11 protein-coding genes are annotated in these 15,501 nt (G+C 35.4%); 6 read left to right on the top strand and 5 right to left on the bottom strand.

Annotation, left to right across the window (positions count from 1 at the left end):
- Window positions 1-13: 13 nt before the first annotated feature.
- The 5 genes from AC4FQ5_RS05370 to AC4FQ5_RS05390 all read right to left on the bottom strand — a co-directional run bounded on the left by AC4FQ5_RS05370 (window position 14) and on the right by AC4FQ5_RS05390 (window position 5,746).
- On the bottom strand, window positions 14-967 hold the full coding sequence (locus AC4FQ5_RS05370) for an ATP-grasp domain-containing protein (protein WP_491141464.1): 954 nt from the start codon (window positions 965-967) through the stop codon (window positions 14-16).
- Window positions 968-1,009: 42 nt separating this feature from the next.
- Window positions 1,010-1,723: an alpha/beta hydrolase-fold protein gene (locus tag AC4FQ5_RS05375; protein ID WP_491141465.1), complete on the bottom strand. Its 714-nt coding sequence runs from the start codon at window positions 1,721-1,723 to the stop codon at window positions 1,010-1,012.
- Between the two features lie 127 nt (window positions 1,724-1,850).
- Window positions 1,851-3,062, bottom strand: coding sequence for an ATP-grasp domain-containing protein (locus AC4FQ5_RS05380; protein WP_491141466.1), 1,212 nt, complete (start codon window positions 3,060-3,062; stop codon window positions 1,851-1,853).
- 140 nt (window positions 3,063-3,202) lie between these two features.
- Window positions 3,203-4,618: a M17 family metallopeptidase gene (locus AC4FQ5_RS05385; RefSeq protein ID WP_491141467.1), complete on the bottom strand. Its 1,416-nt coding sequence runs from the start codon at window positions 4,616-4,618 to the stop codon at window positions 3,203-3,205.
- 6 nt (window positions 4,619-4,624) lie between these two features.
- Window positions 4,625-5,746: an alpha/beta hydrolase gene (locus tag AC4FQ5_RS05390; protein WP_491141468.1), complete on the bottom strand. Its 1,122-nt coding sequence runs from the start codon at window positions 5,744-5,746 to the stop codon at window positions 4,625-4,627.
- 214 nt (window positions 5,747-5,960) lie between these two features.
- Between AC4FQ5_RS05390 and glgB the strand changes: the two genes are divergently transcribed.
- The 6 genes from glgB (at window position 5,961) to AC4FQ5_RS05420 (ending at window position 15,484) form a co-directional block, all read left to right on the top strand.
- On the top strand, window positions 5,961-7,907 hold the full coding sequence (glgB, locus tag AC4FQ5_RS05395; protein ID WP_491141845.1) for a 1,4-alpha-glucan branching protein GlgB: 1,947 nt from the start codon (window positions 5,961-5,963) through the stop codon (window positions 7,905-7,907).
- Entirely contained in the window at window positions 7,904-8,449 is a 546-nt protein-coding gene (locus tag AC4FQ5_RS05400) for a hypothetical protein (RefSeq protein ID WP_491141469.1), read from the top strand. Before glgB ends, AC4FQ5_RS05400 begins: the two co-directional genes overlap by 4 nt.
- A gap of 37 nt (window positions 8,450-8,486) precedes the next feature.
- Window positions 8,487-9,893 (top strand): glycogen synthase, encoded by a 1,407-nt coding sequence (locus AC4FQ5_RS05405; RefSeq protein WP_491141470.1) that lies wholly within the window; start codon window positions 8,487-8,489, stop codon window positions 9,891-9,893.
- 135 nt (window positions 9,894-10,028) lie between these two features.
- Window positions 10,029-11,297: a glucose-1-phosphate adenylyltransferase gene (locus AC4FQ5_RS05410; protein WP_491141471.1), complete on the top strand. Its 1,269-nt coding sequence runs from the start codon at window positions 10,029-10,031 to the stop codon at window positions 11,295-11,297.
- Window positions 11,298-11,503: 206 nt separating this feature from the next.
- A complete protein-coding gene (locus AC4FQ5_RS05415) occupies window positions 11,504-12,544 on the top strand; it encodes an SRPBCC domain-containing protein (RefSeq protein ID WP_491141472.1) in 1,041 nt (346 codons plus the stop codon).
- 123 nt (window positions 12,545-12,667) lie between these two features.
- Entirely contained in the window at window positions 12,668-15,484 is a 2,817-nt protein-coding gene (locus AC4FQ5_RS05420) for a 2-oxoglutarate dehydrogenase E1 component (protein ID WP_491141473.1), read from the top strand.
- The last annotated feature ends 17 nt before the right edge of the window (window positions 15,485-15,501 follow it).

Genomic DNA, 15,501 nt, shown 5'->3' on the forward strand with positions numbered 1-15,501 from the left:
TTTTGTATGGTTTTTATTTTACTGAATCTTTCACGAAAGTTCCCCAAGAGATATTTTGTTTTCCCGGAACATATTCTTTAGCTTTTTCGATTGCCAATTTTGCAGAGTGCTCAACGATCCATGCGAAGTTTTCTTCTCCTACAGAATTTCTGTCAGCATCTGGTGCAGGATTACAGAAGTCAATTGCGTAAGGAATTCCGTCTCTTACGGCAAATTCTACGGTATTGAAATCATATCCCAAAGCTTCATTCATTGTAATCGTATAATCATGAATAACTTTTAACAATTTTTCTAAATCTTTCCCTTCTGTCTGATGCGTAGTTGCATATCTCAAATGATGTGGATTTCTCGGCTCATAAGGCATAATGTGAACATATTTTTTGCCTAAACAATATACTCTGTAATAATCCTGAAATACAATTTCTTCCTGTACCATCATCACCAACTGCTCCGTTTCAGAAAGTTTGTCCCAAAGATCTTCCGGACTTTCTACTCGGTAAACACTTTTCCAGCCACCACCGTCATGAGGTTTCATATAAGCCGGGAAACCAACATAATTGAAGATATAATCCCAATCATGCGGAAATTTCAGGTTTCTGAATGATGTTTCCGAAGTGTCGGTTGGTCTTTCGTATGAAGGCAGCAAAACTGTATTGGGTAATGGAATTCCTAGTTTAGACATCAATGCATTGTTGAAAAACTTTTCGTCTGCGCTCCACCAGAATGGATTGTTGATGACGTAAGTTCCGTTCAATGCAGCGTTTTTAAGATACGCTCTGTAAAAAGGAACATCCTGAGAAATTCTGTCAATAATAACCGCATAACCATAATCTGCACCTTGCTCCAATTTATCGATTGTTACTGCTTCTGCAACTATTTCTCCTTTTCCAAGTTCGTTTACTTTATCTATAAATGCCCACGGAAAAGTGTCTTCCATACCAAATAAAATTCCTACTTTTTTTGCCATAATTTGTTTTTTAATGTTTTAATATTTTGAATAGTTTTAATTTTAAGAAAAGAATGTTCCAATAAAGGTTGGGAATGCCATTCTCCAGAGTGGCCAGTCGTGGTTGATCCACCTTTTTTCATCATACCAAAAGTCAATTCCTTTTGCACGGAGAATTTCTGCCATTTCTATATTTTTGTCTTTGCAGATATCTTCGTCTGAAGTACTTAGAACAATATGCATATGTTTGTATTTCCATGCTTCATCGTTTTTTACAAATTCTCTCGGGCAGTTAAAATATACAAGCTCGTCAGAATATCCATCCATGAAATTTCTGATGCTGAACGCTCCGGAAAGACTGAATAAATGAGAAACTACGTCTGGAAACCTGAAAGCAAAATTAGAAGCATGATACCCTCCGAAACTTGCTCCGGCAACTGCAACTCGATGAGTCTGATGCAATTTCTGAATGTACGGTACAAATTCCTGAATCAGAAACTGTACATATTTTTCATAATTTCTGATTCTTTGCTGAGGCGAAATTCTATCATCGTAAAAACTCCACGCATCAATTGTCTGAATGTTGTATAATTTTACTTTCCCCTGCTCAACAAACCAATTGATGCTGCTGTTCAGATGAAAATCATGATTTTGAGTATATTGTCCCTGCGAAGTCGGAAACATAATAATCGGATAACCGAAATGTCCTGTAACTTCTACTTTAAGGCTTGTTCCTAAAATATTTGAGTAATAATCTGTGTGTTCTATATGTGGCATGTACTATAGATTTTGATTTAAATTTAATTGAAGTTTTCTCAATTTAATTAATTATCACCAAGCTCTAAATTAATATAGTAAATTTATTAATGAGCTGAATTTCAATTAATTTAATAATAACTAATCGTTACGCAGTTGGTTTTTCTTTTGGCGGAATAATATTGAGAAGATGGGCATGAATTTTTTCTGCAGCACGATCCAGTCTTTCTACCACTTTCTCAGAATCTTTCGATTTATAAACGATTCCTACATGATAATCTATCGGAAGAAATTTTACCACTTCTTCACATTCAAATTCATTATAATCCGGTTCTTTATCTTTAATTAAAGCAACGATCAATCCTGAATAATATCCTGTAGGTTTAGAAACTTCATAGTTTTTGCCTCTCAAAAGTGCATCTTCTATCTTTGCCCATTCGCGCCAGATGTTGATATTGCTTGATGCTTCTACCAGATCCGGAATGTGTGCACCTCCGACTCTCGAAGATGTTTCAAGGAAATACCATTTTCCGTCTTCTTTTCCACGGATAAATTCTGTGTGAGTTGCCCCGTTCATGAGACCAAAATTCATCAGAACTTTAGAATTGGCTTGATCCAGAGCAATAAATTCTTCAGAATATCTTCCCAAAGTTTTAGTTCTGAAAACACCGCCTTCATGCGAAACCTCCATCGGCGGAGCAAGATATTTTGAAGCCGATGTAAAAACAATTTTTTTATTAAAAGTGAGACTGTCAACATGATAGACATCACCGGGTTTAAAGCTTTCCAATAGAAAAAGATGACGTTCCTCTCCCAGTTTTTCCAGAGCGGTCCAAAGTTCATCCTTATTTTTCAGTTTTTTTATTCCGGATGCAGATGCTTCAGATCTTGGTTTTAAAACCCAGGGTGCGCTTACTTTATTGGTGAAATCTTCAACTTCCTGATCGTTAAAAACGGCTGTAAACTCAGGAACATTGATTCCTGAATCTTTCGCTTTCTGACGCATTGCCAGTTTGTCTCTAAAATAGCGGTGTGTAGTCTGTCCCATCCCCGGAATACGGAATGTTTCGCGGATTAATGCGGCTTTTTCTACATCATAATCATCTAATGCAATGACAGCATCAACTTTTCGGGTTTTCATGAGGTGCGAAAATCCCTGAACAAGATGATCAAGATTCCAGACAGACGGTTTCATTTCGGGCATATAGAAAACCTCATCAATAGCATGCCATGGCCAGTTTTTTTCCTTGAGATTTTCAGATGTAACCAGGATTACTTTATTTCCGAGCTTTTTCATTTCGTCCATAAAATCATAACCCTTGTAATAGCACGAAATGCATACAATAGTTTTCTCCTCCATATAATGTTTTTTAATTCTTGATGAATATTCAAAAATAAAAGCAATTTTTTATTGATGTTTTAATGTTAAAAATCAATATTCCATGCGTATTTGAAAATCACTAATCAATTATACAGAGATTTTTTGAAATAAACTAATTTTTAGTGATAATTTTCAATTAAATCAGCTAATAATTGCACACCATAACCTGTTGCAGCCTTATCTTTTGCATATCCTACATTTCCAAAGGCAACACCGGCAATGTCTAAGTGAGCCCAGTTTTTGTGCCCTTCTATAAATTCTTCTAAAAATTTTGCCGCAACAATACAGTCACCGATAGGTTTCATTGAGATATTTTTAAAATCAGCTACATCAGATTTAAAATCATCTTTCCAGATATCCCATAGAGGTAAATTCCATAATCTTTGGTTGGTTTTATCGCCCGTTCTGATCAGTAGATTTTTCAAATTTTCATTATTTGAGAACATGGCTCCGCAAGTATCACCAAACATTCTTACCGAACTCCCTGTTAAGGTTGCAAGATCAATTAAAACATCTGTTTTGTAATTTTTAGACATATATGAGAGTCCGTCTGCCAAAGTCATTCTTCCTTCTGCATCGGTATTCAGAACTTCTATCGTTTTTCCGTTATAAGCTTTGATAACGTCGCTTGGTAAATAGGCATTTTCGGAAACAGCATTGTCTGTGATTGGTAAAATGGCAATAATGTTGACGGGCAATTTCATTTGCGAAGCATAAATCAAAGCACCGATTACGGCTGTTGCACCGCCCATGTCAGATTTCATGTAATGCATATTGTCGGATGCTTTGATGGAGATTCCGCCGGTATCAAACAAGACACATTTCCCGACCAAACCAATAGTTTTGGCGTTTTTTACAGTTGTTTTGTATTCTAAAATAGTGAATGCGGCGTCGTAAGCGCTCCCCTGATTTACAGAAAGGAAAGCGCCCAAACCTAATTCTTCACATTTTTTTCTGTTGAATACAGTGTATTTTAGTTCATTTTTTTTGGCTAAATTTTTCAGATAAGCATTGACAGCATCCGGTCTTTTTAAATTGGCGGGTTTGTTGAGCCAATCCTGACAAGCGGTTTGTCCTTCACAAATTGCATCGGCTCTGTTGCTTATATTATCTAATTTTTTCTGACTTAAATTTCCAAAATGAAATTCAAATTTATCGTTCCAGAATGGATGGTTTTTCTCAAAAGGGTAATTGTAAGTTCCAAGAAAAAGTCCTTTTATGAATTCTTCAAACTGTTTTTCATTGATGAAATCTGCTAAAATTAAAGTAGAAACTGCCAGGAAATTTTTCTTGTAACTCTGAGAAAATTTCGTTGCGACCTGCTGAAATTCAAAATTCTGCAGATCAGACTTTCCAAACCCTATGAAATAAGTGATGGTTTCTTCTTTTGCATCGATGAAAATTTCATTTTTCTTTCCTGAAAAAAAGAGCAGTATATTTTTGGAGTATTTCTTGCTGTTTTCTTTCCATGATTCTTCTGTGAATAGTTCGAAAATCTGCGTGTAGTTCTTATTTCTTTTATTTAATAATTTCATAATGTTTTAGTTTTCTATTGTATCCTGATGCGGGGTAACTTCCACAGGATTTTCTGTATTGTTGTAAAATAACCATTCAATCGCTCTCGGAAATTCCTGCGACCAGTAAAATTCATTGTGAGAACCTTCAGGATTGATATTGGTTTTAAATTCGAAATCAAAAAGATTTTTCTTTTCCCATCTTTTCAGATAATTTTCAAAAACCTGAATTCGTTTCACCATTTTAGAGCCTTCCTGTTCTCCACCATAAAGATAAATTTTAGTTTTAAACGGAACTCTGAAACTCATCATTGGAAAATTATTATTTGGTTCAACCCAAAGTGAAGGGGAAAAAATCAAGAGCTTTGAGTAAACTTCCGGATACAAAAATCCACTGTAAATGCTGATCAGTGCTCCCAGGGAACTTCCGCCGATTCCTGTGTTTTCGCGGTCTTTTTTGGTGCGGTAGTGCTCATCCACAAAAGGTTTTAAGGTGTCTGTGATAAAGCGGATGTATTTTTTGCCTTCAGACCCGTTTGCAATATTGTCATTATCAAAAATGTATTCTTTAATTCTTTCTTCACTTCCGTGTTCAATGGCAATAATAATCACATCTCCACGACCATATTCTGCCAGAATTGATAGTTTTTTGTCGATTTCCCAGTTTCCGTATGGGCTTCCTTCATTGAACAGATTTTGAGCATCCTGAAGATAAAGCACCGGATATTTTTTGTCTGAAACATAATAATCATAAGGCAAAAGTGCCCAGACTTTACGGTGTCTTTCAAGCTGAGGAATATAGAATTCTTCTGAAATAATCTCAACAATAGGAAAGAATTCCTGTTTAAATGGTCCCCAATTAAACCTCCATTTTTCTACGGTATGCGAAAAAGTTCCTTCTGACTTCTGTACTTTTTTGTTTGGCGTAATGCTTCCGTATTTGTCAAGTTCTACATTTTCCCAGCCTCCTTTTGTGAATTTAAATTCAACAATCTCCGGCAAGAATTCATCAGCTATTTCGAGGTAATAATTGTTTTGATCTGTCTGTATCAGTTGATAACGCTGGTCTTTGGGATTCCAGATATTGAAGTTACCCGTTATAAATATCGGTCTTTCATCTGCTTCCTCTGTGTAAAGTATAAACTTCATTTTTGTGTTTAAAGCTAAATAATTCGTTAAGCCGATAAATGTATAAAAATCTTTTTATGTAAGTTATTTAAAATTAATAAAAAAACTAAACTTTTACCAGAGAAAAATTCATATATTTGATAGTCATCGAAACTACTAAATAAGCCGGTTAACATAATATTCTCTGGTCTTTGTAAGATAGTTAATGATGCTGTCGGGTTAAAAAAACACTATGATGAACTCTGTAAAAACGTATACGCTTTTTACTGATCATGATGTATATCTCTTTAGGGAGGGGAAGCATTATCGTCTGTACGAAAAATTTGGGGCACATTCAGTTGAAAAAGACGGAGTGAAAGGAGTGTACTTTTCAGTCTGGGCTCCCAATGCCAAAAAAGTTTCGGTGATTGGTAATTTTAATAACTGGAATCATCAGGATCATATTCTTTTCCCAAGATGGGATGGGTCTGGGATCTGGGAGGGCTTTATTGCCGGTCTTACCTGGGGAACTCTTTACAAATATGCGATAGAAAGCTTAGGGACAATTTTAGAAAAAAGTGATCCTTATGCTTTGAGCTGGGAACAGAATCTCCAGGCTGCTTCATTGGTTTCTACAACATGGTACGAATGGGATGATGATCTCTGGCTTGAAAACCGCTGGAAAAAAAACAGTCTCGAATCTCCCATTTCCGTATACGAAATGCATTTGGGATCTTGGATGAGAGACATCGATAATCCTGAAAGATTTCTTAATTACAGAGAAATTGCTGCGAAATTGGTTCCTTACATTAAAGATTTGGGCTTTACTCACGTAGAATTCATGCCTGTGATGGAATATCCGTACGATCCGAGTTGGGGATATCAGATTACCGGTTTTTTTGCTGCAACTTCCCGCTTCGGTTCGCCACAGGATTTAATGTTTTTAATTAATGAGCTTCACAAAAACGATATCGGAGTTATTTTAGACTGGGTTCCTTCTCATTTTCCCGGTGATGCCAATGGTTTGCATCGTTTTGACGGAAGTTATCTTTATGAGCCTGAAGATCCACGCAGAGGCTTTCATCCGGACTGGAAATCTTACATTTTTAATTATGGAAGAAACGAGGTTAAATCTTTTCTGATTTCAAATGCCATGTTTTGGCTTGACCGTTATCACGCAGACGGTCTGCGTGTAGATGCAGTAACATCGATGCTTCATCTTGATTATTCAAGAAATGAGGGCGAATGGGAACCAAATATTTACGGCGAAAACGTCAATCTTGAAGCCAAAGCTTTTCTGCAGGAATTCAATACTGCAGTTTACAAAGAATTTGGCAACAGTATTATTACAATTGCAGAAGAAAGTTCAGATTTTCCTTTACTGACAAAACCCGTTCATGACGGCGGAGTAGGTTTCGGGATGAAATGGATGATGGGCTGGATGCACGATACGCTGGATTATTTCAAAGAAGAATATGAAAACAGAAAAAATACTCATCATAAACTGACATTTGCATCAATGTATATGTACAATGAAAATTATATGATGCCTTTGTCACATGATGAAGTTGTACACGGAAAGGCGAGTCTTATTTATAAAATGAAAGGTGATGAATGGCAAAAATTTGCCAATCTGCGGGCTTTATTTGTGTATATGTTTACTCATTCTGGTGCAAAACTGCTTTTCATGGGAGATGAATTCGGACAGACCGGTGAATGGAATTTTAAACAAAGCTTAGACTGGCATTTGCTGGATTTTCCCGTTCACAAAGGTTTGCAGAATTTGGTTAAAGATTTGAATCATTTATATAAAAACGAAACAGCCTTTTACGAAAATCAGTTTAATCAAAATGGGTTTGAATGGGTAGAAGCTGATGATACTGATAATTCGGTATATATTTATTTAAGAAAAGGAAAGAAAAGAGATGATGTTTTGATGGTGATTCTCAATCTTACTCCAAACTGTTTTGATTATAAAGTTGGCGTCAATGCCGGAACTCATTGGGATGTAATTTTCAATTCCGATGATGTAAAATATGCCGGAAGTGGGGTAGAAAGTATCGTTTTCAAAGAAGAAAATGAAGAATGGATGAACAGACCGAAATCAGTTTCCCTGAAATTGCCGCCACTTGCAGGAATCGTTTTGAAGATGAAAAAAGATAAAAAGTATAAGATTCAAAGAATAAAGCAACACAAAAAATGATTCAGGTTTCAGATATTTTAGGTAAAGATTATGATGATATCAAAGATTTAATCATAAGAACAGACTTTGATGAGGAAACGTTAAAATCGTTTTCTGATGCTGGTATTAATCCACCTTTGACTGACGCAAAACTCAAAAAAGAAATTTATTTTTTTGAGATTAAAATTGAGAGGAACAAGATTTCTTTTTTCGAAAATAAAGTTTTTGAAATTCTTTTTGTTTGTGACAGACAGAAAACTGCTTACATTATTCAGGATCTTTTAAATCAGAATATTTTTGAATTTAAATTTTATACTAATAAGCAGATTGAAAATACTGAATGGTTAAATAAGGATGATGATTCAGAAGAGGGATTTTTAGAATGGAAATTCAAAAGATTTGAATTCGATAATTCGTTAGTTTTTGACGTTAATAATCTTGATATGTATAGTCGTATAACATTTCATTCAGAAAAATTAAGTATCATTATTAAAAATCAGATTATTGATGATGAGGCTGTATATTTATTTGAGTTAAATCAAAATCTTAATAAAAGTTTTTAAAGATAATTTCTTAAAATAATTAAATTATAAAATAAGAATGACAATTTATCACCTTAGCACAGAATGTTATCCCGTAGCCAAAGTCGGAGGTTTAGCAGATGTTGTGGGAGCACTTCCGAAATATCAGAATAAGATAAAAGATGTTGATGCCAAAGTAGTAATGCCGTGGTACAACAAAGCTTTTATATACGATCATGACTTTGAAGTGGTTTTTGACGGCTTCATTCATCAGGGGCAAAATATGCTTCAGGTTCAGGTAATGAAAGAGAAAACAAACACTTTAGGTTTTGAGTTGTTTTTGGTTAAAATTCCCGGACTTTTAGATCGCGAAAATCCTTACGGATATCAGGACGAAAGTTTTCAGTTTCTGGCTTTTCAGCACGGCGTTTTGCATTGGCTGACTGCAATGAAGATTCGTCCGGATGTTCTTCACTGTCACGATTACCATACAGGATTGGTTCCCTTTATGGTAGAGCATTGTCCTGAATTTGGTTTTTTAAAAGGTGTGAAGACCATCGGAACGATTCATAACGGAGAATATCAGGGAATGATGCTTTGGGATATGATGCATTTCATGCCCGCATTTGATCATTACAAATGGGGACTACTAGACTGGAACGGGTTTATCAATCCTTTAGCAAGTATGATCAAATGTTCTCATGCATTCACTACAGTTTCGGAAGGGTATCTTGAGGAACTTTTTGTAAGTTTTAAAGGTCTTGAGAGTTTGGTGAGAGACGAGTTTGGTAAAGCGTACGGAATCATCAACGGTATCGATACCGATGTTTGGAATCCCGAAACCGATCCTATGCTTGATTTTAATTTTAATAAAAAAAATGTTCTTAAAATTAAAAAGAAAAATAAACAAAAACTTTGCAAAGAATATGGTCTGAATCCTGATTTACCGCTTTTTGCGTTCATAGGAAGATTTGCTACAGAAAAAGGAGCAGACTTGCTTCCTGAAGTGGTATGGAGAAGTATCAAGCAGACTTATGGTTCGCTTAATATTATGGTTTTAGGTTCCGGGAATTCTTATATTGAAGATAAATTAAAGGAATTAAACTACGTTTACGCCAATTTTGCTACAGATATAGGATATAAAGAATATTTGTCTCACAAAATATACGCTTCGGCAGATTTTTTGTTGATGCCTTCGAGGGTAGAGCCTTGCGGTCTCAATCAGATGTATGCAATGCGCTACGGAACGGTTCCTGTGGTAAGCTATACCGGTGGATTGAGAGATACTGTGAAAGATATTTCTACTGGCGGTTCAGGATTAAATTTTACCTATCCGGGAGTTGATGATATTATTCATGCAATGATTCGCGGTTTAGCAATTTATAATCAGAAAAAAGCAATGGACGACCTTGTGCTTTCAAATATGAATTTTGATTTTGCATGGGAGAAATCTGCAGAAAAATATATAGCTTTATATAAGAACTAAAATTTCAGAATTTAAAGATTAAATTATTTAATTTAAGCGTAAAATAGTGTTAAATTTTTCGCATTGAAGAATGATTGAAATGTAATTAAGAAGTCAAAAAATATACTAATAATAAGGTAAACCACAAATAAATTTATGAATCCAAATGTTATTTCAATCGTTTTAGGAGGGGGAAGAGGTACAAGGCTTTTCCCGTTAACATACTCAAGATCAAAACCTGCTGTACCCATTGCCGGAAAGTACAGATTGGTTGATATCCCCATTTCAAACTGTTTAAATTCAGGATTAAATAAAATCCTAGTTTTAACGCAATTTAATTCGGCATCATTAAATGCTCATATCAAAAACTCATATCATTTTGATATTTTCAGCAAAGGGTTCGTAGATATTTTAGCTGCCGAGCAGAATGTAGAAAACGAAAGCTGGTTTCAGGGAACTGCCGATGCAGTGCGCCAATCGATGAAGCATTTGGAAAAATACGATTATGAATATATCTTAATTCTTTCCGGAGATCAGCTGTATCAGATGGATTTTAATGCCATGCTTGATTTCCATATTGAAAAAGGAGGGGATGTAACGATTGCAACCATTCCTGTACATGCAAAAGACGCCACAGGATTCGGAATTCTAAAATCTGATGACGAAGGCAATATCACATCATTCATTGAAAAGCCAAGTTATGAGCTTTTAGATGGTCTGCAGTCTGAAGTTTCTGATAAAAATAAAGCTGACGGAAAAGAATATCTCGCCTCAATGGGAATTTATATTTTTACTAAATCTATCTTAAAGAAAATGTTTGAAGACGGAGCAGGAGACGATTTCGGTAAAGATATCATCCCTAGTTCTATTGGTAAATACAGTACTTTAAGCTATCAGTATGAAGGTTACTGGACGGATATTGGAACCATTGAGTCTTTCTATGAAGCAAACCTGGATCTTTGCCAGGATTTCCCTCAGTTTAATCTGTTTTCATCTTCCCCGATCTATACCAGAGCGAGAATGCTTCCGCCTTCAAAAATCAACGGCTCTTATGTAAGTAAGGCTGTTTTTGGCGACGGCTGTATCATTTTAGCGGATAAAATTGAAAATTCTGTGATCGGAAACAGAACGAGAATTGATAAAGGCAGTACAATTGTTAACTCATATGTAATGGGAGCTGATTTTTATCAGAATACCGCCGAAATTGTTATAAATGACAGGCATGGTCTGCCAAATATGGGAATCGGAAAATACTGTTATATTGAAAAAGCAATTCTTGATAAAAACTGTTACATCGGAGATAATGTAAGGATTATCGGAGGTAAACATCTCAGTGACGGAGACTACGGAACGCACTCTGTACAGGACGGAATTGTCTGCGTGAAAAAAGGAGCAGTTTTGCCTCCCGGAACTCATATCGGATAAATTTTTAACAGATTATAAGAATAAATAATGCTTTTGTTATTCTGTAGGAATTTCAATAGCTCTTAAATTTAAATATTTAAGTTCCAGCGGAATGACAAACATTGTTTCTGGAACATATAAATTATAATATTAAACAAGTTCTAAATTAATAACACAAGAGTGATCAATATATTGGTCACTTTTTTTATTTGTCTTACTTTTGCGTGATGCGTTTTTTCAAAATCATAGCCGTAATTGTCATTTTCCTTTTGGGAGCTTATGCTGTTTCCATGTATTATTTCGTGGATGAAAGCAAAAGCTTCAAAGTAGAGAAAGAAGTAGATTTTCCTTTGGATAAAGTGTATAATCAGTTTAATAATCTCCAGCATTTTACAAGGTGGAATAATTTCTTTACGAGTTCAAAAACCATTACCATTGATTATTATACACCATACGAAGGGCAGGGAAGTGCGATCAGTTATAATGATCCTAAGAGCGAAGACGGCGGCGAAATGTTTATCCGTTATGAAAACCCAAAAAAAACATTGAGATATCAGCTTTTTGAAGATGAAGATGAAAATCCGACTTTAATTGATGTTAAATTCACACCTCTGTCTGCTGAAAAGACAAAAATTACCTGGTTTGTACACACTCCGAAATTATCTGTTTTGACGAGAGCTCAAAACTTCTGGACGGAAGATAAATTCACCGAAAATATTGAAAAAAGTATGGTGAATCTAAAAAACGTTTTAGGAAATAAAGTGTCAAAAGACAACCAGTTGGCTTCCATAAAATACGATAGTTTGATGGTTGAAAATGAAGAGGCGAGAATGCTCTTGGGAATCAGTGTAAGCACTTCAAATAAAAAAGATGCATTGTACAGAAATATTGTGATGAATTATAATAAAGTCTACAATTTTGTGACGATGGATTTAGGTAAAAAAGATGACGAATTTGGTTATCCGGTTCTGATTACAGACGCAGACAATTTTAAAGACAATGAGGTTTCTTATTATTTCGGAATTCCCCTTTCAAAGAAATTTGGGGTAAATGATAATAATTTTAGTTTCAGATCTGTCAATCCCACCCAAAATTATGTGATTTATTACAAAGGAACCTATGCCGGAAGAGTAAAAGCAATACAGCAGTTAATGCAAAAAGCAAAAGCCGACGAAATGAGATATGGCGACATTTATCAGACTTTTATAGAACAGCCTGCAGTAGATAAAGATGTCAATATGAAGCTTTCTCTATCTGTTTATAAATAAATATGATACAAATCATTTCTTTATATTTTTTTTAATAGTTTGGCACTGCCCAAAGTCGGTTTTTTTTATTAAATTTGAAGATTAATATTACTAACAAAATTTAATAATAGATAAACTGTAATAATGGACAGATTTTCATTCCTAAACGCAGCTCATTCTCAGTTAATTGAGGATTTATACCAACAATATTTAAAATACCCGGACTCTTTAGAACCATCATGGAAAGCCTTTTTTCAAGGCTTTGATTTTGCATTGGAGAACTATAGTGATGACGACAGTATTCAGACTGTACAGAATTCTGTAAACTCTGCACCTGCAGTTCAGCAAATTTCACAGGCAGCAGCCAATGGTGAGGTCCCGGAGCATATCAAAAAAGAATTTAAGGTGGTAAATCTTATCGAGGCTTACAGAACGAGAGGTCACTTGTTTACAAAAACCAATCCTGTCCGTGAAAGAAGGCATTATACGCCAACTTTAGATATAGAAAATTTTGGTTTAGATCAATCAGATTTAAATACAAAATTCAACTGCGCTACAGAAACAGGCATGAAAGGTCCTGCAACTTTACAGGAGCTGATCAGACATCTTGAAACAATCTACTGTGATTCAATTGGTGTAGAATATACTTACATCAACAATGTTGAAGAGAAAGACTTTATCAAACAGTGGATTCAGGTAAACGAAAATCATCCAAACCTTAATGCCAACGAAAAAACTGAGATTTTACTAAAATTAAACCAGGCTGTAGCATTTGAAAACTATCTTCACACAAAATTTGTAGGTCAGAAAAGATTCTCACTAGAAGGCGGTGAAACCCTTATTCCTGCTTTGGATCAGCTGATTTCAAGATCTTCTCAATTAGGAGTTGATGAGGTTGTTCTTGGGATGGCTCACAGAGGAAGATTAAATGTTTTATCTAATATTTTCGGAAAATCTTACAAACAGATTTTCTCAGAATTTGAAGGAAAAGAATTTGAAGAAGATGTGTTCTCAGGGGACGTTAAATATCACTTAGGTTCATCTAAAAAAATAAAAACGGCATCAGGAGAAGAGGTTTCTATTAACCTAACTCCGAACCCGTCTCACTTAGAAACTGTATCAGCTTTGGTAGAAGGTATTTGCCGTGCAAAAGTAGATGACAGATATAAAGGAGATTTTTCTAAAATTTTACCAATCGTTATTCACGGTGACGGAGCTCTTGCCGGACAGGGAATTGCTTACGAAGTTGCTCAGATGATGACTCTGGAAGGTTACAAGACAGGCGGAACTGTTCATATTGTTGTGAACAATCAGGTTTCGTTTACTACCAATTATGCTGATGCAAGATCTTCAACATACTGTACAGACATTGCTAAAGTTACAGAATCTCCTGTAATGCACGTAAATGCTGATGATGCTGAAGCGGTAGTTCATGCAATCCACTTTGCGGCTGATTTCAGAGCGAAGTTTGGTAAAGATGTATATATTGATTTATTAGGCTACAGAAAATATGGTCATAACGAAGGGGATGAGCCAAGATTTACACAACCTAATTTATATAAACTAATTTCAAAACACCCGAATCCAAGAGAAATTTATAAAGATAAATTGATTCAGGACAGCGTGATTTCTGATGAAGTTCTTAAAACGATGGAAACTGATTTCAAAACTCTTTTAGATAAAGATTTTGACGCTTCCAAAGAGATTGAAAAAAACGTAATGGATTTATTCATGTCAGAAGACTGGACTAATTTCCCGATTGCAAAAAGAGGAGCCGTTCAGAATGCTGTTGATACGAAATATGATTTAGCTAAATTGAAAGAGTTGGCAATCAAAATGTCTACACTTCCTGCTGATAAAAAATTCATCAATAAAATTACAAGACTTTTTGATAACCGTCTGAAAGCGATTGATGCCAATTCTTTAGACTGGGCATTAGGAGAATGGTTGGCTTATGCTACATTGCTTACAGAAGGACACAATGTAAGAATTTCCGGTGAAGATGTGGAAAGAGGTACTTTTTCTCACAGACACGCTGTCATTAAAACTGAAGATACAGAAGAAGAATATATTCCACTAAGACATATTTCTGAAAACAGATTTGATGTATTCAATTCCCATCTTTCAGAATATGGAGTTTTAGGATTCGATTATGGTTATGCAATGGCATCTCCAAATACATTGACGATTTGGGAAGCTCAGTTTGGAGATTTCGTAAATGGAGCTCAGATTATTGTTGATCAATATCTAGCTGCTGCAGAAGAAAAATGGAAGATTCAGGACGGTTTGGTGATGTTATTACCTCACGGTTCAGAAGGGCAGGGAGCAGAGCACTCTTCAGCAAGACTGGAAAGATTCTTAACACTTTGTGCTAATGAAAATATGGTTGTGGCGAATATCACTTCACCTGCAAACTATTTCCACCTTTTGAGAAGACAGTTGAAATGGTCTTTCAGAAAACCATTAATTGTAATGAGTCCGAAATCTTTGCTAAGGCATCCTAAAGTGGTTTCTCCGCTTGAAGATTTCTCAGAAAAAGGATTCCAGCCTATTTTAGATGATCCTACAGCTGATCCTAAAAAGGTTGAAAAACTGGTATTGTGTTCAGGTAAATTGTACTTCGAATTATTAGCTAAAAAAGAAGAATTAAATTGTGAAAATGTTGCGTTAGTGAGATTTGAACAGTTGTATCCTCTTCAGACTGATGCTATCGATGCTGTTTTTGCTAAATATGAAAACAAGAAATCCATTATTTGGGCTCAGGAAGAACCGGAAAACATGGGAGCCTGGTCTTACATCTTAAGAAATTTCAGAGATACAGGAATTCAGGTAATTTCTCCGGTTGCAAGTGGTGCTCCGGCTCCCGGAAGTCACAAAATGTTTGAGAAAAACCAGAACTTGGTGATCAACAGAGTTTTTGACAGAGATGATGCTCCTGCAAAAAGACCTGTTACCGCTTAATTTAAAATAATATTCAA

It is taken from the genome of Chryseobacterium sp. DT-167 (genome assembly GCF_058310155.1).

Bases quoted from the DNA above. Each gene is read 5' to 3' on its own strand.
- AC4FQ5_RS05370 (WP_491141464.1), bottom strand. From the start codon at position 967: ATGGCAAAAAAAGTAGGAATTTTATTTGGTATGGAAGACACTTTTCCG.
- AC4FQ5_RS05375 (WP_491141465.1), bottom strand. From the start codon at position 1,723: ATGCCACATATAGAACACACAGATTATTACTCAAATATTTTAGGAACA.
- AC4FQ5_RS05380 (WP_491141466.1), bottom strand. From the start codon at position 3,062: ATGGAGGAGAAAACTATTGTATGCATTTCGTGCTATTACAAGGGTTAT.
- AC4FQ5_RS05385 (WP_491141467.1), bottom strand. From the start codon at position 4,618: ATGAAATTATTAAATAAAAGAAATAAGAACTACACGCAGATTTTCGAA.
- AC4FQ5_RS05390 (WP_491141468.1), bottom strand. From the start codon at position 5,746: ATGAAGTTTATACTTTACACAGAGGAAGCAGATGAAAGACCGATATTT.
- glgB (WP_491141845.1), top strand. From the start codon at position 5,961: ATGAACTCTGTAAAAACGTATACGCTTTTTACTGATCATGATGTATAT.
- AC4FQ5_RS05400 (WP_491141469.1), top strand. From the start codon at position 7,904: ATGATTCAGGTTTCAGATATTTTAGGTAAAGATTATGATGATATCAAA.
- AC4FQ5_RS05405 (WP_491141470.1), top strand. From the start codon at position 8,487: ATGACAATTTATCACCTTAGCACAGAATGTTATCCCGTAGCCAAAGTC.
- AC4FQ5_RS05410 (WP_491141471.1), top strand. From the start codon at position 10,029: ATGAATCCAAATGTTATTTCAATCGTTTTAGGAGGGGGAAGAGGTACA.
- AC4FQ5_RS05415 (WP_491141472.1), top strand. From the start codon at position 11,504: ATGCGTTTTTTCAAAATCATAGCCGTAATTGTCATTTTCCTTTTGGGA.
- AC4FQ5_RS05420 (WP_491141473.1), top strand. From the start codon at position 12,668: ATGGACAGATTTTCATTCCTAAACGCAGCTCATTCTCAGTTAATTGAG.